This window comes from Streptomyces sp. NBC_00620, assembly GCF_026341825.1.
Classification (GTDB): domain Bacteria; phylum Actinomycetota; class Actinomycetes; order Streptomycetales; family Streptomycetaceae; genus Streptomyces.
This window is the reverse complement of sequence record NZ_JAPENY010000001.1, coordinates 1087207-1110800: the sequence shown is the minus strand read 5'-3', so window position 1 is coordinate 1110800 and position 23594 is coordinate 1087207. Positions and strand designations below refer to the sequence as shown.

Annotated in this window: 23 protein-coding genes; 18 read left to right on the top strand and 5 right to left on the bottom strand. The window is 68.1% G+C overall.

Going from position 1 to position 23594, the window contains the following annotated elements; all coding sequences use genetic code 11:
- The first annotated feature begins 3 nt into the window (after positions 1–3).
- A complete protein-coding gene (gene mqnC / locus OG246_RS05005; RefSeq protein WP_266456409.1) occupies positions 4–1203 on the top strand; it encodes a cyclic dehypoxanthinyl futalosine synthase in 1200 nt (399 codons plus the stop codon).
- A 7-nt stretch (positions 1204–1210) separates the two neighbouring features.
- Complete coding sequence (locus tag OG246_RS05000; protein WP_266456407.1) at positions 1211–1657, top strand: hypothetical protein; 447 nt, start codon at positions 1211–1213, stop codon at positions 1655–1657.
- Positions 1658–1690: 33 nt separating this feature from the next.
- Here OG246_RS05000 and OG246_RS04995 read toward each other — a convergent pair whose 3' ends face one another.
- The gene (locus OG246_RS04995) at positions 1691–2719 is read right to left on the bottom strand and encodes a chitinase (RefSeq protein ID WP_266456404.1); all 1029 of its coding nucleotides are present in this window, start codon (positions 2717–2719) and stop codon (positions 1691–1693) included.
- A 307-nt stretch (positions 2720–3026) separates the two neighbouring features.
- Here OG246_RS04995 and OG246_RS04990 point away from each other — a divergent pair, with 307 nt between their 5' ends.
- The 4 genes from OG246_RS04990 (at position 3027) to OG246_RS04975 (ending at position 7956) form a co-directional block, all read left to right on the top strand.
- Entirely contained in the window at positions 3027–3410 is a 384-nt protein-coding gene (locus OG246_RS04990; RefSeq protein WP_266456401.1) for a hypothetical protein, read from the top strand.
- 19 nt (positions 3411–3429) lie between these two features.
- Positions 3430–5793 carry a bifunctional polysaccharide deacetylase/glycosyltransferase family 2 protein gene (locus tag OG246_RS04985; protein WP_266456398.1) on the top strand — a complete coding sequence of 788 codons (2364 nt, stop codon included), beginning with the start codon at positions 3430–3432 and terminating at the stop codon, positions 5791–5793.
- Positions 5794–7182: an acyltransferase family protein gene (locus OG246_RS04980; RefSeq protein WP_266456395.1), complete on the top strand. Its 1389-nt coding sequence runs from the start codon at positions 5794–5796 to the stop codon at positions 7180–7182.
- A gap of 81 nt (positions 7183–7263) precedes the next feature.
- A complete protein-coding gene (locus OG246_RS04975) occupies positions 7264–7956 on the top strand; it encodes a demethylmenaquinone methyltransferase (RefSeq protein ID WP_266456393.1) in 693 nt (230 codons plus the stop codon).
- 67 nt (positions 7957–8023) lie between these two features.
- Here the strand turns inward: OG246_RS04975 and OG246_RS04970 are convergent, their stop codons facing one another.
- Both OG246_RS04970 and OG246_RS04965 read right to left on the bottom strand, forming a co-directional pair.
- Complete coding sequence (locus tag OG246_RS04970; RefSeq protein WP_266456391.1) at positions 8024–8365, bottom strand: PASTA domain-containing protein; 342 nt, start codon at positions 8363–8365, stop codon at positions 8024–8026.
- 81 nt (positions 8366–8446) lie between these two features.
- Positions 8447–8953 carry a GNAT family N-acetyltransferase gene (locus OG246_RS04965; RefSeq protein WP_266456388.1) on the bottom strand — a complete coding sequence of 169 codons (507 nt, stop codon included), beginning with the start codon at positions 8951–8953 and terminating at the stop codon, positions 8447–8449.
- A gap of 99 nt (positions 8954–9052) precedes the next feature.
- On the opposite strand from OG246_RS04965, the gene OG246_RS04960 reads away from it, so the two are divergent.
- Entirely contained in the window at positions 9053–10348 is a 1296-nt protein-coding gene (locus OG246_RS04960) for a geranylgeranyl reductase family protein (RefSeq protein ID WP_266456385.1), read from the top strand.
- 57 nt (positions 10349–10405) lie between these two features.
- Here the strand turns inward: OG246_RS04960 and def are convergent, their stop codons facing one another.
- Complete coding sequence (gene def / locus OG246_RS04955; protein WP_266456384.1) at positions 10406–11032, bottom strand: peptide deformylase; 627 nt, start codon at positions 11030–11032, stop codon at positions 10406–10408.
- 221 nt (positions 11033–11253) lie between these two features.
- Complete coding sequence (locus OG246_RS04950) at positions 11254–12090, bottom strand: C40 family peptidase (RefSeq protein ID WP_266456382.1); 837 nt, start codon at positions 12088–12090, stop codon at positions 11254–11256.
- Positions 12091–12804: 714 nt separating this feature from the next.
- Between OG246_RS04950 and OG246_RS04945 the strand changes: the two genes are divergently transcribed.
- Genes OG246_RS04945 through nuoK form a run of 11 tightly spaced genes read left to right on the top strand, consistent with a single transcriptional unit; the run spans position 12805 to position 23593 of the window.
- A complete protein-coding gene (locus tag OG246_RS04945; RefSeq protein ID WP_007383963.1) occupies positions 12805–13164 on the top strand; it encodes an NADH-quinone oxidoreductase subunit A in 360 nt (119 codons plus the stop codon).
- Between the two features lie 14 nt (positions 13165–13178).
- Positions 13179–13733 (top strand): NADH-quinone oxidoreductase subunit B family protein, encoded by a 555-nt coding sequence (locus OG246_RS04940; RefSeq protein ID WP_055509252.1) that lies wholly within the window; start codon positions 13179–13181, stop codon positions 13731–13733.
- On the top strand, positions 13730–14467 hold the full coding sequence (locus OG246_RS04935; RefSeq protein WP_266456364.1) for an NADH-quinone oxidoreductase subunit C: 738 nt from the start codon (positions 13730–13732) through the stop codon (positions 14465–14467). Before OG246_RS04940 ends, OG246_RS04935 begins: the two co-directional genes overlap by 4 nt.
- Positions 14464–15807 (top strand): NADH-quinone oxidoreductase subunit D, encoded by a 1344-nt coding sequence (locus OG246_RS04930; protein ID WP_266456362.1) that lies wholly within the window; start codon positions 14464–14466, stop codon positions 15805–15807. The genes OG246_RS04935 and OG246_RS04930 overlap by 4 nt, the downstream gene beginning before the upstream one ends.
- Positions 15804–16664, top strand: coding sequence for an NADH-quinone oxidoreductase subunit NuoE (gene nuoE / locus OG246_RS04925; protein WP_266456360.1), 861 nt, complete (start codon positions 15804–15806; stop codon positions 16662–16664). Before OG246_RS04930 ends, nuoE begins: the two co-directional genes overlap by 4 nt.
- On the top strand, positions 16661–18013 hold the full coding sequence (nuoF, locus tag OG246_RS04920) for an NADH-quinone oxidoreductase subunit NuoF (protein WP_266456358.1): 1353 nt from the start codon (positions 16661–16663) through the stop codon (positions 18011–18013). Before nuoE ends, nuoF begins: the two co-directional genes overlap by 4 nt.
- Positions 18010–20514 carry an NADH-quinone oxidoreductase subunit G gene (locus OG246_RS04915; RefSeq protein ID WP_266456356.1) on the top strand — a complete coding sequence of 835 codons (2505 nt, stop codon included), beginning with the start codon at positions 18010–18012 and terminating at the stop codon, positions 20512–20514. Before nuoF ends, OG246_RS04915 begins: the two co-directional genes overlap by 4 nt.
- The gene (gene nuoH / locus OG246_RS04910) at positions 20511–21887 is read left to right on the top strand and encodes an NADH-quinone oxidoreductase subunit NuoH (protein ID WP_266456354.1); all 1377 of its coding nucleotides are present in this window, start codon (positions 20511–20513) and stop codon (positions 21885–21887) included. The genes OG246_RS04915 and nuoH overlap by 4 nt, the downstream gene beginning before the upstream one ends.
- Entirely contained in the window at positions 21880–22482 is a 603-nt protein-coding gene (gene nuoI / locus OG246_RS04905; protein ID WP_266456352.1) for an NADH-quinone oxidoreductase subunit NuoI, read from the top strand. Before nuoH ends, nuoI begins: the two co-directional genes overlap by 8 nt.
- The gene (locus OG246_RS04900; protein ID WP_266456349.1) at positions 22479–23297 is read left to right on the top strand and encodes an NADH-quinone oxidoreductase subunit J; all 819 of its coding nucleotides are present in this window, start codon (positions 22479–22481) and stop codon (positions 23295–23297) included. Before nuoI ends, OG246_RS04900 begins: the two co-directional genes overlap by 4 nt.
- Positions 23294–23593: an NADH-quinone oxidoreductase subunit NuoK gene (gene nuoK, locus OG246_RS04895; protein WP_004927567.1), complete on the top strand. Its 300-nt coding sequence runs from the start codon at positions 23294–23296 to the stop codon at positions 23591–23593. Before OG246_RS04900 ends, nuoK begins: the two co-directional genes overlap by 4 nt.
- The last annotated feature ends 1 nt before the right edge of the window (position 23594 follow it).

Below are 23594 nucleotides of genomic sequence, written 5' to 3'. Positions count from 1 at the left end.
CCGGTGACCGAGAAGGCCGACCTTCAGTCCGTCCTCGACCGTGCCGCCGAGGGTGGGCGGATCACCCCGGAAGAGGCGCTCGACCTCTACCGGGACGCCCCGCTGCACGCGCTGGGCGTCGCCGCCGACGCCGTACGCAAGCAGCGGTACGCGGGCACCGAGCACATCGCGACGTACATCATCGAGCGCAACATCAACTACACGAACGTGTGCGTCACGGCGTGCAAGTTCTGCGCCTTCTACGCGCCGCCCAAGGACACCGCCAAGGGCTGGACGCGTGACCTCGAGGACATCCTGCGCCGCTGCGCGGAGACCGTCGAGCTGGGCGGTACGCAGATCATGTTCCAGGGCGGGCACCACCCGGACTTCGGCGTCGAGTACTACGAGGAGCACTTCGCCGCGATCAAGGCCGCGTACCCGCAGCTGGTCATCCACTCCCTCGGCGCGTCCGAGGTCGAGCACATGGCCCGTATCTCCAAGGTGTCGGCGGAAGAGGCCATCGCGCGGATCCACGCCGCGGGCCTCGACTCCTTCGCCGGCGCCGGTGCCGAGCTGCTGCCCGCGCGGCCGCGCAAGGCCATCGCCCCGCTGAAGGAGAGCGGCGAGCGCTGGCTGGAGATCATGGAGATCGCGCACGGGCTGGGCGTCGAGTCGACGTCCACGATGCTGATGGGCACCGGCGAGACCAACGCCGAGCGCATCGAGCACCTGCGGATGATCCGTGACGTACAGGACCGGACGGGCGGCTTCCGCGCCTTCATCCCGTACACCTACCAGCCCGAGAACAACCACCTCAAGGGCCGCACCCACGCCACGATCTTCGAGTACCTGCGAATGATCGCGATCGCCCGGCTCTTCATGGACAACATCGCCCACATCCAGGGCTCGTGGCTCACCACCGGCAAGGAAGCGGGCCAACTCTCCCTGCACTACGGCGCGGACGACCTCGGCTCGATCATGCTGGAGGAGAACGTCGTCTCCTCTGCCGGTGCCAAGCACCGCTCCAATCGCATGGAGATCATCGACCTGATCCGCAAGGCCGGGCGGGTGCCCGCCCAGCGGACCACGACGTACGAGCACATCGTCGTCCACGACGACCCGGCGAACGACCCCGTCGACGAGCGGGTCATGTCGCACATCTCGTCCACGGCGATCGAGGGCGGCACGGCCCACCCCGAGCTGAAGCTGCTCGCGTCGAACTGACCTCGCTGTGCTGACGATTCACGCCGCCGACGAGGTGCGGCGCACGTGGGATGCCGAACCGCTCAAGGACGCCGGAGTCGTCGTCGAGGGCGACCGCGTCGCGGGAGTCGGGCCGCTCGACGAGCTCCGCGAGCGGTTCCCGGGGGCGCGGGTCCGGCGCTGGCCCGGGGTCCTCGGGCCCGCCCTCGTCCACGAGGGGCCGCTGCCCGAGGCACCGTCACCCCGTGAACGCGTCCACGCCGTCCTGAAGTCGGGCGCCACCGCCGTACTGGAGGAGTACGCCGGCGAGCCCGGCCTGCGCGCCGCCGCCTCCCGCAACGACGTCGCCGTACTCCCGCGTACGAAGAAGACCGCGATTGCCGACACGGAACGTGCCGACCTCGCGGTCTTCGACGCGGAGGGGGCGTGCATCGCCACGGTGTGCGCGGGGCGCCTGGTGCACCGGCGCCGTTGAATCATCTGGGGCCCGATTCGTCCGGGCCTCAAGTCATCCTGCCAGCGCCTCGGCGAACGCCCCCGCGCTCTGCTCGACCCCACTGCAATCCGTGGCCGCGTCGTCGTTCGCGGTGTCGTCCTCACACTGCTGGTCGCGGAAGGTCGACCACAGCGAGACCCAGGCGACCCCCTGTTCCTCCGCGAACGTGCGGACCTGTGCCGCGTCGGAGAGCGTGAACGTCTCGTTGTCGACGTCGTTGACGCCGATCATCGAGGTGAGGGCGAGGCCCTGCCAGGCGCTCTCGGAGGAGAGCCCGAAGACGTCCTCCAGCTGGGTGTGCGCGGCCTTTGCGGAGGCGATCGCGTAGTCGCCCATGTCACCGTCGTACGAACTGCCGTAGTTCATGGTCATGATGTTGACGGTGGAGACCGCCACGGCGTTGTCGTTGGCGGACTCCAGCAGCGCCAGGCTGTCGGCGTCGAGGCCGGACGGCATGACGGGCAGCGTGAAGGAGACATTGAGGTCGGTGCGGTCCTTCTGGAGCAGCGCGATCGCCTCGGAGCGCAGCGCGACCGAGGCGGAGTCGGTCAGCGCGTCGCCCTCGACGTCGAAGTCCGCCTGCGTCGACCCGGCGGCGTCGAGCGCGGCACCGTAGGCCGCGGCCAGCTCGGACGCGCTGTCGCAGGTCTCGGCGAGCTCCGTACCGGACGCCCCGCCGAAGGAGACCCGCACGCTCGCGCCAGACTCCGTGAGGGCGGAGATCCGGGACTTCACGGCCGAGTCGTCGATGGCGGTCGTGCCGTTCCACTTCGGCGTGCAGTCGCTGCCGTCGGAGATCACGAAAGCCAGGTTGTACGTCGTCGGGGACCCGGTGGAGTCCGTGTCGGAGGCGGTGGTGGCGCTCACGTACGGGGCGTACGAGGTGGACGACGCCGTCTCGGTCGGTGAGGGGGTCGAGCTGGCCTGCGAGGGCTCCGAAGTCGCCGCGTCGGAGCCGTCGTCACCGCCCGAAGAGCACCCCGCACAGGCCAGAGCCATCAGGCAGACGAGCCCGGCGGCCGGCTTCAGGAAACTCCTCATTGCGCATGCACCCGCTCTCGTGATTTCTGTCTCAGGATGGAAACAAAGCGCGTTTCCGCAGTGGAAAGGTGTCACATCCGTCCCTGAATCATGAATACAGGAAGGGCACAGGCGGCTCATGGGAAAGGGTTGGCGAATCGGATGAATCGGACGTGAAAATGGCGCATAAGGTCCATATCTGGCTGCCCTGAACTGCGAAGATGGTCATGGATTCTCTCAGGGAAAAGACAGGTTAAGGCGTTTCTCATTGGCGCCTCACATGGGAACCAGAGTTTTTGACACATAAAGGTCTCCTAATGTCTGGGGAATGCAATCCGAGTCCGCCATCGAAAATCGCGCCACCGAGCGCGGCCGCCGCAGGAAACGTGGCAACGGGGCCGCGGACGGTCCCGTGTTCGTTGACAACTCCGGGCGCAGATCACGTCTGCTGCGCCGAATCGGCACCCTCGTCGGTGTCGTCTGCCTCGGGTACGCGGTCGTACTCGGCATGGCCTTCATGGGCTGGGGCATCTCGGTGACCCCTTCCTCGCTGCTCCCCTTCGGGGGCGGCCAGGCGGCCGGTGCACCCGGCGGCGGGGGGTCCGGGCAGTTGCCGGGCGGCGTCGCTCCCACCGGCACCCCGCCCACCGGAGCCCCGCCCACCGGCGCAGCCCCGTCCCCCTCCGCGTCCGCCTCCACCGGCGCCAACTGACCGGGACACACCGACACTTATGACTACGACGTCCTCGCGCGGTCGCCGGCGCGCCCCCTCCAAGATGGGGCGGGCCGCCAGCAGGGCCGCGGCGCTGCAGAAGCCGCGCGTGATCCTCGCGCTGCTGCTTCTGCTGGCGCTCACCAGCGTGATGCTCCTCGACGGCTATCTGCGCTCCGAGGTCGGCAACGACCAGCGCGTGCGCGATGGCGCGGCCTACGACAAGGTCCCGGAGAAGATCCTTGACGGCGGCCCCATCCTGACGTTCAACAACGGCACGTCCAAGACGCAGTCAGTGCCGGACAAGACCATCGTGCTCACCTTCGACGACGGTCCCAATCCGACCTGGACTCCCCAGATCCTCAAGGTGCTCGAGGAGAACGACGTACAGGCCACGTTCTTCGTGGTGGGCTCGATGGTCAGCCGCTCCCCGAGCGTGGTGAAGGACCTCGTGGACCAGGGCAACGAGATCGGCATCCACACCTTCACGCACGTCGACCTCTCCTACCAGAGCACGGCACGGCTCAAGCGCGAACTGGTGCAGACGCAGCTGGCCCTCGCGGGCGCCGCGGGGATCCAGACGACGCTGTTCCGTGCCCCGTACTCCTCCGAGATCAACGCCGTCGACAACTACAGCTGGCCCGTCTACAAGGAGATCGGCGGCCTGGGCTACACCAGCGTCTTCGTCGACACCGACAGCGACGACTGGAAGCAGCCGGGCGTCTCGAAGATCATCAAGTGGGCCACGCCGGAGGACAACGAGGGCGCCGTCGTCCTCATGCACGACGCGGGCGGCAACCGCGCGCAGACGGTCAAGGCGCTCGGCACGTACATCAAGACGATGAAGGCGAAGGGGTACTCCTTCACCACGGTCAGCGGCGCCGAGGCCAAGCTGCGCAGCGAGGAGTCGGGCAACGCGGAGGCCGTCGGGGTCGCTCAGCAGACCGGTCAGTCCACCGAGTCCGGCCAGACCGGTCAGTCCGCGGAGTCCGGCCAGGCTGGTCAGTCCGCGGATTCAGGCCAGCAGCCGCCCGGGGCGCAGGGCACCGGCCGGAACACCGAGCAGGCCGCCCACTCCGAGGCCACCGGCGCCACCCTCTACGAGGGCAAGGCCCTCATCGTGGCGGTCACGGTCGCCGAATGGGTCGTACCGGCGCTCGCCTGGTTCCTTGCCGTCGTCGGCGTCGCCGTCATGGGCAGGTTCGGGATGATGCTGATCCTCGCCCGCCGCCACTACAGACAGCGCAACAAGAAACGCGGCAAGCGCGGCCAGTTCAGCTGGGGGCCGACGGTCACCAGGCCGGTGACCGTGATCGTGCCCGCGTACAACGAGAAGGAGTGCATCGCCAACACCCTGGAGTCGCTGGCGAGGAGCACCCATCCGATCGAGATCATCGTGGTCGACGACGGCTCCACGGACGGCACGTCCGAGATCTCGCGCAGCGCGGCGGAGTCCCTCGGCATGACGAACGTCCGCGTCATCCGGCAGGAGAACGCGGGCAAGCCGGCCGCGCTCAACAACGGTGTGCGCAACGCGAGTTACGACATCGTCGTGATGATGGACGGCGACACCGTCTTCGAGCCGGACGCCGTGCACCAGCTGGTGCAGCCCTTCGCCGACCCGGAGATCGGCGCGGTCGCGGGCAACGCCAAGGTCGGCAACCGCAACACCATCATCGGCGCCTGGCAGCACATCGAGTACGTGATGGGCTTCAACCTCGACCGCCGCATGTACGACCTGCTGCGCTGCATGCCCACCATCCCGGGCGCCATCGGCGCGTTCCGCCGGGACGCCGTCCTCGAGGTCGGCGGCATGAGTGAGGACACGCTCGCCGAGGACACCGACATCACCATCGCCATGCACCGCGGCGGCTGGCGGGTCGTCTACCAGGAGCACGCCATCGCCTGGACGGAGGCGCCCGGCTCCCTCAAGCAGCTGTGGTCGCAGCGCTACCGCTGGTCGTACGGCACCATGCAGGCGCTCTGGAAGCACCGCAAGTCCCTGACGGACAAGGGTCCTTCGGGCCGCTTCGGCCGGGTCGGCATGCCCCTGGTCGTGATCTTCCAGATCATCACGCCGGTCTTCGCGCCGCTCATCGACGTGTTCACCATCTACTCGATGATCTTCGTGGACTTCCAGGCGGCACTGCTCGCCTGGCTGGCCGTCCTCGGCATCCAACTGGTCTGCGCGGCCTACGCGTTCCACCTCGACAAGGAGAAGTACCGCTACCTCGCGATGATGCCGCTCCAGCAACTCGCGTACCGCCAGATGATGTACCTGGTCCTGATCCACTCCAGCGTCACGGCCCTGACCGGCGGACGCCTCCGCTGGCAGAAGCTCAAGCGCACGGGTGAGGTCGGGACTCCGGCAGGGGTGAGCTAGATGAGCTGGGGGTCCGAGCAACAGGGACAGCAGGGGTACGGGTACGGGCAGCAGCCTCAGCCGTACCCGCAGCAGCCCCAGCCGTACGCACAGGGGTACCCCCAGCAGTACGACCAGGGGTACGCGCAGCCGGTGCAGCAGCCGTACGCGCAGCCCGGACAGCAGCCGTACGCGCAGCCCGTTGAGTACGAACAGCCCGCGCAGTACGAGCAGCAGCCTTGGAGTTACGTTCCCGAGGAACCGGAAGCGGTCTCGACCACCGCCCAGTTGGACCCGGTGCAGTCCGAGCCGCCGGCTCCTCCTGAGGAGGAGCTACCGGACTCGGCGCCGGAGGAGCCCGCACCCAAGCCGAAGGCCGGCGGCCGTGACCGCTACTTCGACGCGCTGCGCGCCGTAGCGCTCGTCCGCGTGGTGACGTACCACACCTTCGGCTGGGCCTGGGCGGGCATGGTCTTCCCGTCGATGGGCGTGATGTTCGCGCTCGCCGGCACGCTGATGGCCAAGTCCCTGGAGCGCCCCGCGTTCAAGGTGGTCAAGAGCCGGATGCGGCGGCTGCTGCCGCCCTTCTGGTTCTGGGGTGCCTTCGTCGTGGTGGCGATGTTGATCCACGACTGGATGCCGGGCTGGCAGATCGTCTTCTGGATCGTGCCGGTCGGTGACCCGCCGGGCAACCAGTGGGGCGTCCAGGCCTGGGAGATCCTCTGGTACCTGCGGACGTACCTCTGGTTCGTGCTGCTGTCGCCGCTGCTCCTGTGGATCTTCCGGAAGGCGCCGATTCCGGTCCTGCTCCTCTCCCTCGTCCCGATCGTGGTGTTCCAGTACGGGTGGACGCCGCCGTGGAACCGCTTCGGCAGCGCGCTCACGGACCTGGCCACCTATCTGTTCTGCTGGCTCGTCGGCTTCGCGCACCGCGAGGGCGTGCTCCAGCGGCTGAAGCCGCCGCTGGTGGTCGTGGCCTCGCTGGCCGCGCTGGCGTTCGGCGGCTGGTACGCCTTCGGCCACCAGGCGGAGTTCGGGACGTACGACCTGGACGAGATCCCGCTCGCCCAGGCCTTCTTCTCGGCCGGCTTCGTGACGCTGCTGATGTACTTCAAGGCGTACTACGAAGTCGACTTCGCCTGGCTCGCCCGCTTCAAACGGCTCGACAGGATCGTGACGATCTTCAACGGGCGAGCCGTGACGATCTATCTCTGGCACGAGATCGCACTGGTACTGGCGGTTCCACTGATCGACCAGTTCTGGAAGGTTCCCGCGTTCGAGAGGTGGCTGCCGCTGGAGAGCCAGTGGTTCATGTTCGGCATCGGCTGGGTGCTGATCTGGATCGCGATCCCGCTCTTCGGCTGGGTCGAGGACGTCGCGGCGAAGAAGAAGCCGAAGCTGCTGCCGTAGGGCGGTAGGCCCTTTTTATGAAGACCGGCGTACGGGCCGGGTGCTGGAGAGTCGCCCGGTCCGTACTGCCACAATGGGGGCGTGACCCGCGCATCCCTGAACAAGCAGCCGCACGAAGTCGCCTCGATGTTCGACGACGTCGCGGAACGCTACGACCTGACGAACGACGTGCTCTCCCTCGGCCAGGACCGGGTGTGGCGCAAGGAGGTCGCGAAGGCGGTCGACGCGCGGCCCGCACAGAAGATCCTGGACCTGGCGGCGGGCACGGCCACCTCGTCCCTCCCCTTCGCACGCACCGGCGCCTACGTCGTCCCCTGCGACTTCTCCCTCGGGATGCTCCGCGTCGGCAAGAAGAACCACCCCTGGCTGCCGCTGACGGCGGGCGACGCGACGAAGCTGCCCTTCAAGGACGACACCTTCGACGCGGTCACGATCTCCTTCGGGCTGCGCAACGTACAGGACACCGACACCGCGCTGCGCGAGCTGTACCGGGTGACGAAGCCCGGCGGCCGGGTCGTGATCTGCGAGTTCTCGCACCCGACGTGGGCGCCCTTCCGCACGGTGTACACCGAGTACCTGATGCGCGCGCTGCCGCCGGTCGCCCGCGCGGTCTCCTCCAACCCCGACGCGTACGTCTATCTCGCCGAGTCCATCCGCGAGTGGCCCGACCAGCCCGCGCTGGCCGAGCGCCTGCGCAAGGCCGGCTGGTCCAAGGTGGCGTGGCGGAACCTGACGGGCGGGGTCGTGGCCCTGCACCGGGGCTTCAAGGCCTGACCCGGTCCGACCCGAGGGCATGGGGCTTCAAGGCCTGACCCGGCCAGGCTCGGGGCACCGGTCGGTATCAGTACCTGAGCACCTCGAACGGGTCGCCCGGCGCGTCGAGTTCGCGGTGCACACCGCCCGGCGGCGGACCGGTCCTGCGCGGCTCGCGCACCCCCGCGCCCCCGCCGCCCTCCGAGTCACCGAAGTCGAACCACACCGTCACCACGGCGCCGCGCGGCACCTCGGCATCGGGCGGCGGATATTGCCGTACGACGTAATCGACGACGGTGAGATGGAAGTCGGGCCGGTCGGGCGCGGCGAGCAGCACACCTCGCGCCTCGGCCGTCTCACGCGCGTCCACAGCCATCAGTCCCACGAGCCGCGGTACGCGCACTTCGGGTGTCTTGGGTGTTATGCGCACAGACGTCACCCCCAGCGGTACCGGCAGAGTAAGCCCCTGCCGTGCCCTTCCGGAAGCCGTCGGGTGGCTTGCCGACAGCGGTCAGAGGGCCAGCCGGTAGCAGTGCGCGGGCTGCTCCAGGTCCGGGTGGGGGAAGCGCTCGGCCAGTTCCATACCGAGGCGCCGGGTCAAGGCGATGGACCGCTCGTTGTCGGCTCTCACCATGGCGACGACGTGGGAGACGCCTGCCGCTCGCAGCCTCTCCAGGGTGGTCAGGGCGGCCGCCGTGGCGTACCCCTTGCCCCAGTGCGCCCGCCCGAGCCGCCAGCCGATCTCGATCTCACCCGTGGGCCCCCATTCCCGCTGCCACGGCTGCGCTCCGGTGAACCCCAGCACCTCATCCGCCGGGCCGACCATCGTCCACAGACAGAACCCCAGCTCCGCGTCGTGCCTGCGCTGGCGCGCGGTGAGCTCCTCGTACACGGACAGTTCGGCCGCCCTGCCCCCGTGGAACTCCATGACCTCCGGGTCGGCGAATACGCGGTGCCAGGCGAAGGCGTCCTCGTCGGTGGGGACACGGAGCGTCACGTCGGGGAGAGCTCGGTTCACGGGGGCAGCCCTTCAGCCAGGTGATCAGTACCGCTGCATAGACTGCCCATGTCCAGTGCCCGTCGGCACGTTGATTGCGAATCTTGGGGAGAACCCGCCGTGACCGAGCCCCAGCCCCTCTCCGAAAACACCGCCGATGTCATCGTCGTCGGGGCCGGGCCAGCCGGTTCGACCACCGCGTACTACCTGGCCAAGGCCGGACTGGATGTCCTGCTCCTGGAGAAGACCGCGTTCCCGCGGGAGAAGGTGTGCGGCGACGGGCTGACCCCGCGCGCCACCAAGCAGCTCGTCTCCATGGGCATCGACATCTCGGAGGAGGCCGGCTGGCTCCGCAACAAGGGCCTGCGCATCATCGGCGGCGGCGTCCGCCTCCAGCTGGACTGGCCGGATCTCGCCTCCTTCCCCGACTACGGACTCGTCCGCAAGCGCGACGACTTCGACGAGCAGCTCGCACGCCAGGCGCAGAAGGCCGGCGCGCGACTCTACGAGCGCTGCAACGTCGGCGCCCCGATCATCGACGACCGCACGGGCCGCATCACCGGCGTCCACGCCAAACTCGGCGACACCGGTGAGAAGCGGGAAGTCACCTTCCACGCCCCGCTGGTCGTCGCGGCCGACGGCAACTCCACCCGACTCTCCCTGGCGATGGGCCTGCACCGCCGCGAGGACCGCCCGATGGGCGTCGCGGTCCGTACGTACTTCACCTCCCCGCGCCACGAGGACGACTACCTGGAGTCCTGGCTGGAACTCTGGGACCGCCGGGGAGCCGAGGACCGGCTCCTCCCCGGCTACGGCTGGATCTTCGGCATGGGCGACGGCACGTCGAACGTCGGTCTCGGTGTCCTGAACACCTCCGACTCCTTCAAGGAACTGGACTGGCGGGAAGTCCTCAAGGCCTGGTGTGCCTCGATGCCGGAGGACTGGGGCTACACGCCGGAGAACATGACGGGCCCGATCCGCGGTGCCGCCCTCCCCATGGCCTTCAACCGCCAACCGCACTACACCAAGGGGCTGTTGCTGGTCGGCGACGCCGGCGGCCTGGTGAACCCCTTCAACGGGGAGGGCATCGCCTACGCCATGGAATCCGGCCAGATCGCCGCCGACGTCATCGTCCAGGCGCACGCGCGGGCGACCGACGGCCAGCGCGAACTGGCCCTCCAGCGCTACCCGCGCGTGCTCAAGGACACCTACGGCGGCTACTACACACTCGGCCGCGCCTTCGTGAAGCTCATCGGCAACCCGAGGGTCATGAAGATCGCGGCGGAGCGCGGCCTGACCCACCCGCTGCTGATGAAGTTCACCCTGAAGATGCTCGCCAACCTGACGGATCCGACGGGCGGCGACGCGATGGACCGCATCATCAACGGGCTGTCGAAGGTGGCTCCGAAGGCCTGATCAGCCTGGTCTCGAAACCAACCTGCTCTCGAGATCAACCTGCTCTCGAAGGCCTGATCAGCGGCCGAGTTCCGCTGTCCTGACGGCGCGGCGGGCGAAGACCCGCTCGCGCCGGTCCTCCATCTGCCGCAGCGCGTCCCGCCGTTCCCGCTTGGAGAGCCGGTCCAGGTAGACATGACCGTTGACGTGGTCGGTCTCGTGCTGCAGGCAGCGGGCGAAATACCCCGTTCCCTCGATGGTGAGGGCGTTCCCGTCCTGGTCGAAGCCGCGCACCACGGCACGGTCGGGGCGGGGTACGTCCACGACGGCGCCCGGCACCGACAGGCACCCTTCCCCCTCTTCGAGGAGACGCCGGCCGGTCGGATCGAGCTGATCCAGGACCGGGTTGGCGATATGACCGACATGCCGGACTCCGTCGTCGTCCGGGCAGTCGTACACGAACAGCCGCAGATCCACGCCCACCTGATTGGCGGCGAGACCCGCTCCGTCCGCGACGCGCATCGTCAGGAACATGTCGCCGATGAGCGCGGCGAGATCGGGGCCGAACTCGGTGACGTCCCGGCACGGCCGGTGCAGCACCTCTTCCCCGACCTCGGTGATCCGGCGCACCATCCCGCGCCGTGCCTCCGGCGAGAGCGCCGGATACGAGTCGACGGGCTTTCCCTGCACGAACACTCGTGGCATCGCTGTGTCTCCTTCAGGTGTGAGGCTGTTGTGGACCCTCGCGGGCCCTCATGGACCCTCCTGGGGCCCGCGAGGGCCCTTGCGGGCTCCACGACAACAGAACACCTGGCACAGCGCCAGCAGCACACCGGACATGGCACCAGCACCACGCCGGACATGGCGAAGGGACCGCCGCTCTCCCGAGCGACGGCCCTCAACCCTGACGATTCGTGCGACTCAGCTCAGAGAACGCGCACCGCACCGGTGGCCGGGTAGCCCGAAAGGTCCTGAATCACCACACCCTTGGAGGGGTTGGCCGCGTCCAGGTACTGGCCGTCACCGATGTAGACACCCACGTGGTACGCCGAACCGGCCGAACCCCAGTACAGGATGTCCCCGACCGCGAGGTTGGACAGCGACACCGGCGTACCGGCCGTCGACTGGTCACCCGAGACGCGCGGCAGGTCCACGCCGGCCTGCTTGAACGCGGCCTGCACGAGACCGGAGCAGTCCCACGAGTTGGGGCCGGTGCCGCCCATCACGTACGCGTCGCCGACCTGCGCCTTGAGGAAGGCGATCACGGTCGCGACACTGCCGCTGGCCGGGGCGGAGACGGACGTGGAGGCGGAATCGGAGGAGGACAGGGTGGTCCGCTCCGCGGAACGCGAGGCGGCCTCCTCCGCGGCGGCCTTGCGCGCGGCTTCGTCGGCAGCCTTCTTCTTGGCAGCCGCCTTCGCCTTGGCGTCCGCGAGGTCCGCCTTGGCCTGCTGTGCGGCCTTGGCGGCGGCAGCGTCACGCTCCGCCTGCAGCTCGTAGTTCGCCGCGGCCTGCTGGGTGGCGTCCGCCGACTGCGCGACCTGGGTGGCCAGATCGGCCGTCAGGGCGGACAGGTCGAGCGTCTGCGTCGTCTCGGCAGCGTTCGCCGAACCGGACGCCCCGGCCACTGCCAGGGTGCTGAGAACGCCACCGGCAACTCCGGCACGCATCGCGAGTGTCGACGCGTTGCGGCGGGGTTTCCGGTGGCTGCGTATGTGAGCGGTGTGGGACATGAGTACAACCGGTACCAGGGACTCCCTCATACCTTCAAGAAACGTGTGCTGCGCCACAGTTGTTCAATCCCTGTGCCGAATTCACCTGGCGTCACTCTTTATTGACGCCGTAACGGGCATTGCGGACACGACCCATCAAGCCCGTGATCATGGGCTTTCCGTATTACGTCCGGATTGCCCGGCACCTACCACCGGTTGGAGCCGATGGCCAAGCCCGGCTTATTCGACCCATAGGTGGATGTGGCGCAGGTCACGGAACGGTCACCGCGGCGACGGCGTCCCGCGCGGGAATCCCGAGCTCCCCCGCTCGTGAATGTGTGCACGCGTCCACATCCCTCCGTCCGTCTCCCCCTGACGTGTGAACGCGTCCTCTATCAAGGCCTCGCGTCCAGCACCAATTTGCATGCATAGGAAGCCTCTTGATATAGAGACGCCGTCCTGGACCTGCGGTGACGAGCGGAAATATCACCTCGGGTGACCGTCCGGACGCTTCACGTGCGAAGATCACGGCCCTTCCGACTTCATGATCGTTCGCTGGGTGGTGGAGATCACAAAGTCGTTGTCGTACCCCGTGTCGCAGATCACAGACCGGCGGGCATAAGATGCGGGGCAGTTGGGCTTGTGACCTGCTTCACATGTGCGCGATCTTCGCCGGGACGGGTGGAGCTCGTGAGGCACGCGGGGCAGGAGTGCTTGCCCGACGCAACCGCCAGCAGTCAACGCCGACTGAGAGGAGCGAGGAGCGTGAACGCGTATGCGCCGATCCTCGTACTGGGAGCCCTCGGGGCAGGCTTTGCGATCTTCTCCGTGGTCATGGCCACGCTTATCGGTCCAAAGCGTTACAACCGGGCCAAGCTCGAGGCCTACGAGTGCGGTATCGAGCCGACCCCCACGCCGGCAGGCGGCGGGCGATTCCCCATCAAGTACTACCTGACGGCGATGCTCTTCATCGTCTTCGACATCGAGATCGTCTTCCTCTACCCCTGGGCCGTCACATTCGACGCCCTGGGTGTTTTCGGGCTCGTGGAGATGTTGCTCTTCGTGCTCACCGTCTTCGTGGCGTACGCGTACGTATGGCGGCGCGGCGGCCTGGAATGGGACTGAGGGGCCTTTAAGACATGGGACTCGAAGAAAAACTGCCGAGCGGATTCCTGCTGACCACCGTCGAGCAGGCCGCGGGCTGGGTGCGTAAGTCGTCCGTCTTCCCCGCCACGTTCGGACTCGCCTGCTGCGCCATCGAGATGATGACGACCGGCGCCGGGCGTTACGACCTGGCGCGCTTCGGTATGGAGGTCTTCCGCGGATCACCACGCCAGGCGGACCTGATGATCGTCGCCGGCCGGGTCAGCCAGAAGATGGCGCCGGTTCTGCGGCAGGTCTATGACCAGATGCCCAACCCCAAGTGGGTGATCTCCATGGGGGTTTGTGCCTCGTCGGGCGGAATGTTCAACAACTACGCGATTGTGCAGGGAGTCGACCACATCGTCCCGGTCGACATCTATTTGCCCGGCTGTCCGCCGCGGCCCGAGATGCTGATCGACGCGATTCTCAAGCTGCACCAGAAGATCCAGAGCTCCAAGCTCGGCGTGAACGCCGAGGAGGCGGCCCGTGAGGCGGAGGAAGCGGCGCTCAAGGCGCTGCCCACCATCGAGATGAAGGGCCTGCTGCGGTGAGCGACGCGAGCAACGGGGTCAACCCCGAAAAGGACCTCGGCGCCTCCAACCTCCCCGGCCAGCGTGGCGATGGCGGCGAGGAGATCCGCGTCCAGCGCGGCATGTTCGGCGCCAACAACGGCGGCGACACCACCGGCTACGGCGGCCTGGTCCGCTCGATCCGGCTCCCTGGCGAGGCCGCCCGCCCGTACGGCGGCTGGTTCGACGAAGTCGCCGACGAACTGGAAGGCGCCCTGGAGGAACAGGGACTCGTCCCCGAGAACGTCATCGAGAAGACGGTCGTCGACCGCGACGAGCTCACCTTCCACATCGAACGCGAACACCTGGTCCGCGTCGCCCAGACCCTGCGCGACGACCCGGCCCTCCGCTTCGAACTGTGCACCGGCGTCTCGGGCGTCCACTACCTGCACGACAAGGGCCGCGAGCTGCACGCCGTCTACCACCTGCGCTCGATCACCCACAACCGGTTGATCCGCCTGGAGGTCAGCGCCCCCGACGCCGACCCGCACGTCCCCTCGCTCGTCCCCGTGTACCCGACGAACGACTGGCACGAGCGCGAGACGTACGACTTCTTCGGGCTGATCTTCGACGGTCACCCGGCGCTGACGCGGATCATGATGCCGGACGACTGGCAGGGCTTCCCGCAGCGCAAGGACTACCCCCTCGGCGGCATCCCCGTCGAGTACAAGGGCGCCCAGATCCCGGCTCCGGACCAGCGGAGGTCGTACTCATGAGCACACAGACCCCTTCTCCCGAGGCGTCCGCCGCCTCGGCCCGCGAGACGACCGAGGGCACCGTATATACGGTCACCGGTGGGGACTGGGACGAGGTCGCCCAGGCCGCGGTGAAGTCCGACGACGAGCGCATCATCGTCAACATGGGCCCGCAGCACCCGTCCACGCACGGCGTGCTCCGGCTCATCCTGGAGATCGACGGCGAGACGGTCACCGAGGCCCGCTGCGGCATCGGCTACCTCCACACCGGCATCGAGAAGAACCTCGAGTTCCGCACGTGGACGCAGGGCACCACGTTCGTGACGCGCATGGACTACCTGACCCCGTTCTTCAACGAGACGGCCTACTGTCTCGCCGTCGAGAAGCTCCTCGGCATCGAGGACCAGATCCCCGACCGCGCCACGATCATCCGCGTGCTCCTGATGGAGCTGAACCGGCTCTCCTCCCACCTGGTGTGCATCGCCACCGGCGGCATGGAGCTGGGCGCCACCACGATCATGATCTACGGCTTCCGTGATCGTGAACTCATTCTCGACATCTACGAGCTGATCACCGGCCTCCGGATGAACCACGCGTACATCCGCCCCGGCGGACTCGCCCAGGACCTGCCGCCGGGCGCGGTGGACCAGATCCGCGAGTTCGTGAAGAAGATGACGAAGAACCTTCCCGAGTACGACAAGCTCGCCACCGGGAACCCCATCTTCAAGGCCCGTATGCAGGACGTCGGCTATCTCGACCTGGCCGGCTGCATGGCCCTCGGCGCCACCGGCCCGGTCCTGCGCTCCGCGGGCCTGCCGCACGACCTGCGCAAGTCCCAGCCGTACTGCGGCTACGAGACCTACGACTTCGAGGTCCCGACCGCCGACACCTGCGACTCCTACGGGCGCTTCCTGATCCGGCTGGAGGAGATGCGCCAGTCGCTGCGCATCGTCGAGCAGTGCCTGGACCGGCTGCAGCCCGGCCCGGTCATGGTCACCGACAAGAAGATCGCCTGGCCCGCGCAGCTCGCGCTCGGTCCCGACGGTCTCGGTAACTCCCTCGACCACATCAAGAAGATCATGGGCACCTCCATGGAGGCCCTGATCCACCACTTCAAGCTGGTGACCGAGGGCTTCCGCGTCCCGCCGGGACAGACGTACGCGGCAGTCGAGTCGCCCAAGGGCGAGCTCGGGGTGCACGCCGTGTCCGACGGAGGCACCCGCCCCTTCAGGGTCCACTTCCGCGACCCGTCCTTCACCAACCTTCAGGCCATGGCGGCGATGTGCGAGGGCGGCCAGGTCGCCGACGTCATCGTCGCTGTCGCGTCCATCGACCCTGTGATGGGAGGCGTCGACCGGTGACCACCACTCCCTCCCAGGGTGTAGGCCTGGGCATGCCCCAACTGCCCGCGCCCGCATACCCGGACGACGTTCGAGCCCGGCTCGAAACGGACGCGCGCGAGATCATCGCCCGCTATCCGGACTCCCGCTCCGCGCTCCTGCCGATGCTGCACCTCGTGCAGTCGGAAGAGGGCCATGTCACGCGCACGGGACAGCGGTTCTGCGCCGAGCTGCTGGACCTGACCACGGCCGAGGTCGCCGCGGTCGCGACCTTCTACTCCATGTACCGGCGCGGGCCGAGCGGCGACTACCAAGTGGGTGTGTGCACCAACACCCTGTGCGCGGTCATGGGCGGCGACGCCATCTTCGAGGCCCTCCAGGACCACCTGGGCGTCGGCAACGGTGGGACCACCGACGACGGCAAGGTCACCCTGGAGCACATCGAGTGCAACGCGGCCTGCGACTTCGCGCCGGTCGTGATGGTCAACTGGGAGTTCTTCGACAACCAGACCGTGGCCTCCGCGAAGCGCCTCGTCGACGACCTGCGCTCGGGAGTTCAGGTCGATCCCACCCGGGGCGCCCCCTTGTGCACCTTCAAGGACACCGCCCGGATCCTGGCCGGCTTCCCCGACGAACGCGAGGGGGCCGTCGAGGCGGGCGGCAGTGCGGGGCCGGCATCACTGATCGGGCTGCGTCTGGCCAAGGGCGAGACGCAGCCTGTGCGCGTAGTACATCCGCGTGGTGGGGGTCCTAAGGATCAGCCGTCCGCCGAGCGCTCGAGCTCTGCCGAGCACTTGAGCTCACATGACGCGCCGCAGGACACGTCGGCATCCGACCCGTCCCACCCGGCGGGCCCTGTCGCCGAGGAGGGGGAGTGATGACGTTGGCACCCGAAATCAACGAGACGAGCCCCGAGAAGCTGCTCGCACCCGTGCTGTCGGCCTTCTGGGACGAGGAGAAGTCCTGGACTCTCGACGTCTACCGGAGGCACGAGGGGTACGAGGGCCTACGCAAGGCGCTCGCGATGTCGCCGGACGACCTGATCGCGTACGTCAAGGACTCAGGTCTGCGCGGCCGGGGTGGTGCGGGATTCCCTACCGGAATGAAGTGGCAGTTCATTCCCCAGGGCGATGGCAAACCACACTATCTAGTTGTCAACGCCGACGAGTCGGAGCCGGGAACCTGCAAGGACATCCCGCTCCTCTTCGCGAACCCGCATAGCCTCATCGAGGGCATTGTGATCGCGTGTTATGCCATCCGGTCTTCGCATGCGTTCATCTATCTGCGCGGTGAAGTGGTCCCCGTATTGCGGCGGTTGCACGAGGCCGTACGTGAGGCCTACGCGGCGGGCTACCTCGGCGAGAACATCCTGGGCAGCGGACTCGACCTCCAGCTCACCGTGCACGCGGGCGCGGGCGCGTACATCTGCGGTGAGGAGACCGCACTGCTCGACTCGCTCGAAGGCCGCCGTGGTCAACCGCGGCTCCGTCCCCCTTTCCCTGCCGTCGCGGGCCTCTATGCGTGCCCAACTGTTGTAAATAACGTCGAATCGATCGCGTCAGTTCCCGCAATTCTCCAAAAGGGCAAGGAATGGTTCCGGTCGATGGGCAGCGAGAAGTCTCCGGGCTTCACGCTCTACTCGCTCTCCGGCCACGTCACCAATCCGGGTCAGTACGAGGCCCCGCTGGGCATCACGCTCCGCCAACTCCTCGACATGAGCGGCGGGATCCGCCCCGGTCACCGGCTGAAGTTCTGGACACCCGGCGGCTCCTCGACGCCGATGTTCACCGACGAGCACCTCGACGTCCCTCTTGACTACGAAGGAGTGGGCGCCGCGGGTTCCATGCTCGGCACAAAAGCACTCCAGTGCTTCGACGAGACGACCTGCGTCGTACGAGCGGTCACGCGGTGGACCGAGTTCTACGCACACGAGTCCTGCGGCAAGTGCACGCCGTGCCGCGAAGGGACGTACTGGCTCGTGCAGTTGCTGCGCGACATCGAGGCCGGCAAGGGCGTCATGTCCGACCTCGACAAGCTGAACGACATCGCCGACAACATCAACGGCAAGTCGTTCTGCGCCCTCGGTGACGGCGCCGCCTCACCGATCTTCTCCTCGCTCAAGTACTTCCGTGAGGAGTACGAGCAGCACATCACGGGCCGCGGCTGCCCCTTCGACCCCGCCAAGTCGACCGTCTGGGCGGACAAGCACACGGAGGTGAACGCATGACAGTGACCACCAGCGCTCCCTCCGGAGGCGGGGAGGCGGCCGTCCCGCCGGAGGACCTCGTCTCGCTGACGATCGACGGCGTCGAGATCAGCGTGCCCAAGGGCACTCTGGTCATCAGGGCCGCCGAACAGCTCGGCATCGAGATCCCCCGCTTCTGCGACCACCCGCTTCTCGACCCGGTCGGCGCCTGCCGCCAGTGCATCGTCGAGGTCGAGGGCCAGCGCAAGCCCATGGCGTCCTGCACGATCACCTGTACGGACGGGATGGTCGTCAAGACCCACCTCACCTCGCCCGTCGCCGAGAAGGCCCAGCACGGTGTGATGGAGCTGCTGCTCATCAACCACCCGCTGGACTGCCCGGTCTGCGACAAGGGCGGCGAGTGCCCCCTGCAGAACCAGGCGATGTCGCACGGCAACGCGGAGTCCCGCTTCGAGGGCAAGAAGAGGACGTACGAGAAGCCGGTCCCGATCTCCACACAGGTGCTGCTCGACCGTGAGCGGTGCGTGCTCTGCGCGCGCTGCACCCGCTTCTCCAACCAGATCGCGGGCGACCCGATGATCGAGATGGTCGAGCGGGGCGCGCTCCAGCAGATCGGCACCGGGGAGGGCGATCCCTTCGAGTCGTACTTCTCCGGGAACACCATCCAGATCTGCCCGGTGGGCGCTCTGACGTCGGCGGCGTACCGCTTCCGCGCGCGGCCCTTCGACCTCATCTCCTCGCACTCCGTCTGCGAGCACTGCTCCGGCGGCTGCGCCACCCGCACCGACCACCGGCGCGGCAAGGTCATGCGGCGCCTGGCGTCCCCGGACCCCGAGGTCAACGAGGAGTGGCTCTGCGACAAGGGGCGGTTCGGCTTCCGGTACGCGCAGCAGCGGGACCGTCTGGACACGCCTCTCGTACGGGGCGAGTCGGGAGAGCTGGAGCCCGCTTCCTGGCCGGAGGCCCTGGAGGCCGCCGCTCAGGGGCTGTTGGCAGCCCGCGGCAGGTCCGGCGTCCTGACCGGCGGCCGTCTCACCGTCGAAGACGCCTACGCGTACAGCAAGTTCGCGCGCGTGGCCCTCGACACGAACGACATCGACTTCCGCGCGCGCGTGCACAGCGGCGAGGAGGCCGACTTCCTGGCCGCCAAGGTCGCCGGACGCGGACGGGATCTCGACGGTACGGGGGTCACGTACACGGCACTGGAGAAGGCACCCGCCGTCCTGCTCGTCGGCTTCGAGGCCGAGGAGGAGGCGCCCGGCGTCTTCCTGCGGCTGCGCAAGGCGTGGCGCGGACATGGGCAGAAGACCTTCTCGCTCGCCACGCACGCGACGCGCGGTCTGGAGAAGGCGGGCGGCACGCTGCTGCCCGCCGCGCCCGGCACCGAGACCGAGTGGCTGGACGCGCTCGCGAGTGGTTTCGGCCTGGAGGGCGACGGCGCGAAGGCCGCCGAGGCGCTGCGCGGCGAAGGCGCGGTGATCGTCGTGGGTGAGCGGCTCGCCGCCGTGGCGGGCGGGCTCACCGCCGCCGTACGGGCCGCGTCCGCGACCGGCGCCCAGCTGGTGTGGATTCCGCGCCGGGCCGGGGAGCGCGGCGCGATCGAGGCGGGTGCGCTGCCGTCACTGCTGCCGGGCGGACGTCCGGCCACCGACCCGCGCGCGCGGGCCGAGGTCGCGGTGGCCTGGGGTGTCTCCGAACTCCCGCACCGCTACGGCCGCGACACCGGCCAGATCGTCGAAGCGGCCGTCGGTGGCGAGCTGCAGGCGTTGGTCGTCGCCGGTGTGGAGGTCGCCGACCTCCCCGATCCGGCACGCGCGCGTGAAGCACTATCCGAAGTGGGCTTCCTGGTGTCGCTCGAACTGCGTCCCAGCGAGGTCACCGAGCACGCGGATGTCGTTCTTCCAGTGGCCGCGGTCGTCGAGAAGGCGGGCACCTTCCTCAACTGGGAGGGCCGGGCACGCCTCTTCGAGTCCGCGCTCAAGCCCGACCAGATGACACGCCGGCTGGCGCCCACCGACGCGCGTGTCCTGCAGATGCTGGCCGACGCCATGGACGTACACCTCGGTCTGCCGGATCTGCAGACCGTGCGCGGGGAGCTGGACCGGCTCGGCGCCTGGGACGGGCCGCGGGCCACCGATCCGCTGGAGACCGCGGTGGGGCTGCCGCGGCCCGCCGCCGGGGAGGCCGTGCTCGCGGGCCACCGGCTGCTGCTCGACCAGGGCCGACTCCAGGAGGGCGACGACGCGCTCGCCGGGACCCGGCACGCGGCACACGCGCGCGTGTCGGCCGCCACGGCCGCCGAGGCGGGCGTCAAGGAGGGCGACCTCCTCGCCGTGACCGGCCTCTTCGGAGTGGTCGAACTTCCGCTGCAGATCACCGAGATGCCCGACCGGGTGGTCTGGCTCCCGCTGAACTCCACCGGAGGGGGCGTCGCCTCCGACACCGGGGCGCTGCCCGGCGCACTCGTCCGCATCGGTCCGGCGACGCTCGCCACCGAGGCCCCCAAGGAGGTGGAGGCATGACGCCGTACCTCGCCGCTGAAGACCTCTCCATGTTCGGCACCGACCCCTGGTGGCTGGTCGTCGTCAAGGCGGTCTTCTGCTTCGCCTTCCTGATGGTGACCGTGCTCTTCTCCATCGTGTGGGAGCGCAAGGTCGTCGCCTGGATGCAGCTGCGCATCGGCCCCAACCGGCACGGCCCCTGGGGCATGCTCCAGTCACTCGCCGACGGCGTGAAGCTGATGCTCAAGGAAGACCTCATCGTCAAACGCGCGGACAAGGTGGTCTACGTCCTCGCACCGATCATCGCGGCCATCCCGGCCTTCATGGCGATCGCGGTGATCCCCTTCGGGCCGGCCGGCAACGAGGTCTCGATCTTCGGCCACCGCACCACGATGCAGCTCACGGACCTGCCGATCGCGATGCTCTACATCCTCGCGGTCGCCTCGGTGGGCATCTACGGGATCGTGCTCGCGGGCTGGAGTTCCGGATCCACCTACCCGCTCCTCGGAGGTCTGCGGTCCTGCGCGCAGATGATCTCGTACGAGATCGCCATGGGCGCCGCGTTCGCCTCGGTGTTCCTCTACTCGGGGTCGATGTCGACCTCGACGATCGTCGAGGCGCAGCAGGACCGCTGGTACGTCATCCTGCTGCCGGTCTCGTTCCTGATCTACATCGTGACGATGATCGGCGAGACCAACCGCGCGCCCTTCGACATGCCGGAGTCCGAGGGCGACCTGGTCGGCGGCTTCAACACCGAGTACTCGTCGATCAAGTTCGCGCTCTTCATGCTCGCCGAGTACGTGAACATGGTGACGGTCTCCGCCGTGGCGACCACGCTCTTCCTGGGCGGCTGGCGGGCCCCGTGGCCCATCAGCACCTTCTGGGAGGGCGCCAACCACGGCTGGTGGCCGATGCTCTGGTTCGTGGTGAAGGTGCAGTTGCTGCTGTTCTTCTTCATCTGGCTGCGCGGCACGCTCCCGCGCGTCCGCTACGACCAGTTGATGAAGCTCGGCTGGAAGGTCCTCATCCCGGTCTCCGTGGTCTGGCTGATGCTCGTCGCGACGGTCCGGACGCTCAGGAACGAGAACTACGACTTCGCCGACATCGCTTTGTACGTCGGCGCGGGTGTCCTCGCCCTGCTGCTGCTCTCGTTCCTCGTGGACATCTTCCGCGAGAAGCAGGGAGCCGAGGATGCACCGCCCGCCGAGCCCGCGGCATTCGACCCGATGGCCGGTGGATTCCCCGTGCCGCCGCTGCCGGGACAGACGCTTCCACCGGTGCCACGGCGCCGCCCGCGCCGCGAGCGGGAGTTGATTGTCAGTGGTGGGTCCGATACTGCGAGTGACGGATCGATCGGCGGATCACGTGACGGAAAGGAGGGGTCCGATGGCTGAGGAGCCGAAGGAGACCAAGTCCGGTTTCCAGAACCCCGTCGCCGGCTTCGGCGTGACCTTCAAGGCCATGTTCAAGAAGCGGCTGACCGAGCAGTACCCGGAGCAGCAGAAGACCACCGCTCCGCGGTTCCACGGCCGGCACCAGCTCAACCGTCACCCGGACGGCCTGGAGAAGTGCATCGGCTGCGAGCTGTGCGCCTGGGCCTGCCCCGCCGACGCCATCTATGTGGAGGGCGCCGACAACACCGACGAGGAGCGCTACTCGCCGGGCGAGCGGTACGGCGTCGTCTACCAGATCAACTACGCCCGCTGCATCCTGTGCGGCCTGTGCATCGAGGCGTGCCCCACGCGCGCGTTGACGATGACGAACGAGTTCGAGCTCGCCGACAGCAGCCGCGCCAACCTCATCTACACCAAGGAGCAGCTGCTCGCCGGGCTCGAAGAGGGCATGGTCGACAGCCCGCACTCGATCTTCCCCGGGACGGACGAGCAGGACTACTACCGGGGACTGGTCACGGAGGCCGCACCCGGGACGGTGCGCCAAGTCGCCGTCTCCAGGGGCGAGAAGCCCCATGAAGAGGGGGTGGAGGCATGAGCGCGCAGCTCGCCGCCTACTCCACCTCCACCGGAGAGGCCTTCCAGTTCTGGGTCCTCGGCACCGTCGCCGTGATCGGCGCCCTGTGCACCGTCTTCATGAAGAAGGCCGTGCACAGCGCGCTCTGTCTCGCCGGGACCATGATCATCCTGGCGGTGTTCTACCTGGCCAACGGCGCGTACTTCCTGGGCGTCGTGCAGATCGTCGTCTACACCGGCGCGATCATGATGCTGTTCCTCTTCGTGGTCATGCTCGTCGGTGTCACCGCGGCGGACTCCCTGAAGGAGACCATCAAGGGCCAGCGCTGGCTGGCCCTGATGTGCGGACTCGGCTTCGGCATCCTGCTGTTCGCGGGCATCGGCAACGCGTCCATCTCGGAGTTCAACGGCCTGGCCGCGGCCAACGCGGGCGGGAACGTGGAGGGTCTCGCGGCCCTCATCTTCACGAAGTACGTGTTCGCCTTCGAAATCACCGGCGCCCTGCTCATCACGGCCACCATCGGCGCCATGGTGCTCACGCACCGAGAGCGCACCGAACGGGCGCTGACCCAGCGCGAGATGTCCGAGAAGCGTGTGCGCGAGGGCAAGCACCTGCCGCCGCTGCCGGCACCCGGTGTGTACGCCCGGCACAACGCGGTGGACATCGCGGGCCTCCTCCCGGACGGCACCCCGTCCGAGCTGACCGTCAACCAGACGCTGCGGGAGCGCGGCCAGATCCGTGACGTGTCGACCGAGGCGCTGAGTGACCTGAAGGCCCTGGAGCAGCGCGCCGAGGAACGCCTGGAGCGCACGAAGACAGAGGAGGCGTCGAAGTGAATCCCGTCAACTACCTCTACCTCGCCGCCCTCTTGTTCACGATCGGCGCCACCGGTGTGCTGATCAGAAGGAACGCGATCGTGGTGTTCATGTGCGTCGAGCTCATGCTCAACGCCTGCAACCTCGCCTTCGTCGCCTTCTCCCGTATGCACGGCAATCTCGACGGCCAGATCATCGCCTTCTTCACGATGGTCGTCGCCGCCGCGGAGGTCGTGGTCGGGCTCGCGATCATCGTGTCGCTGTTCCGTTCCCGCCACTCGGCCTCGGTCGACGACGCCAGCCTGATGAAGCTGTAAG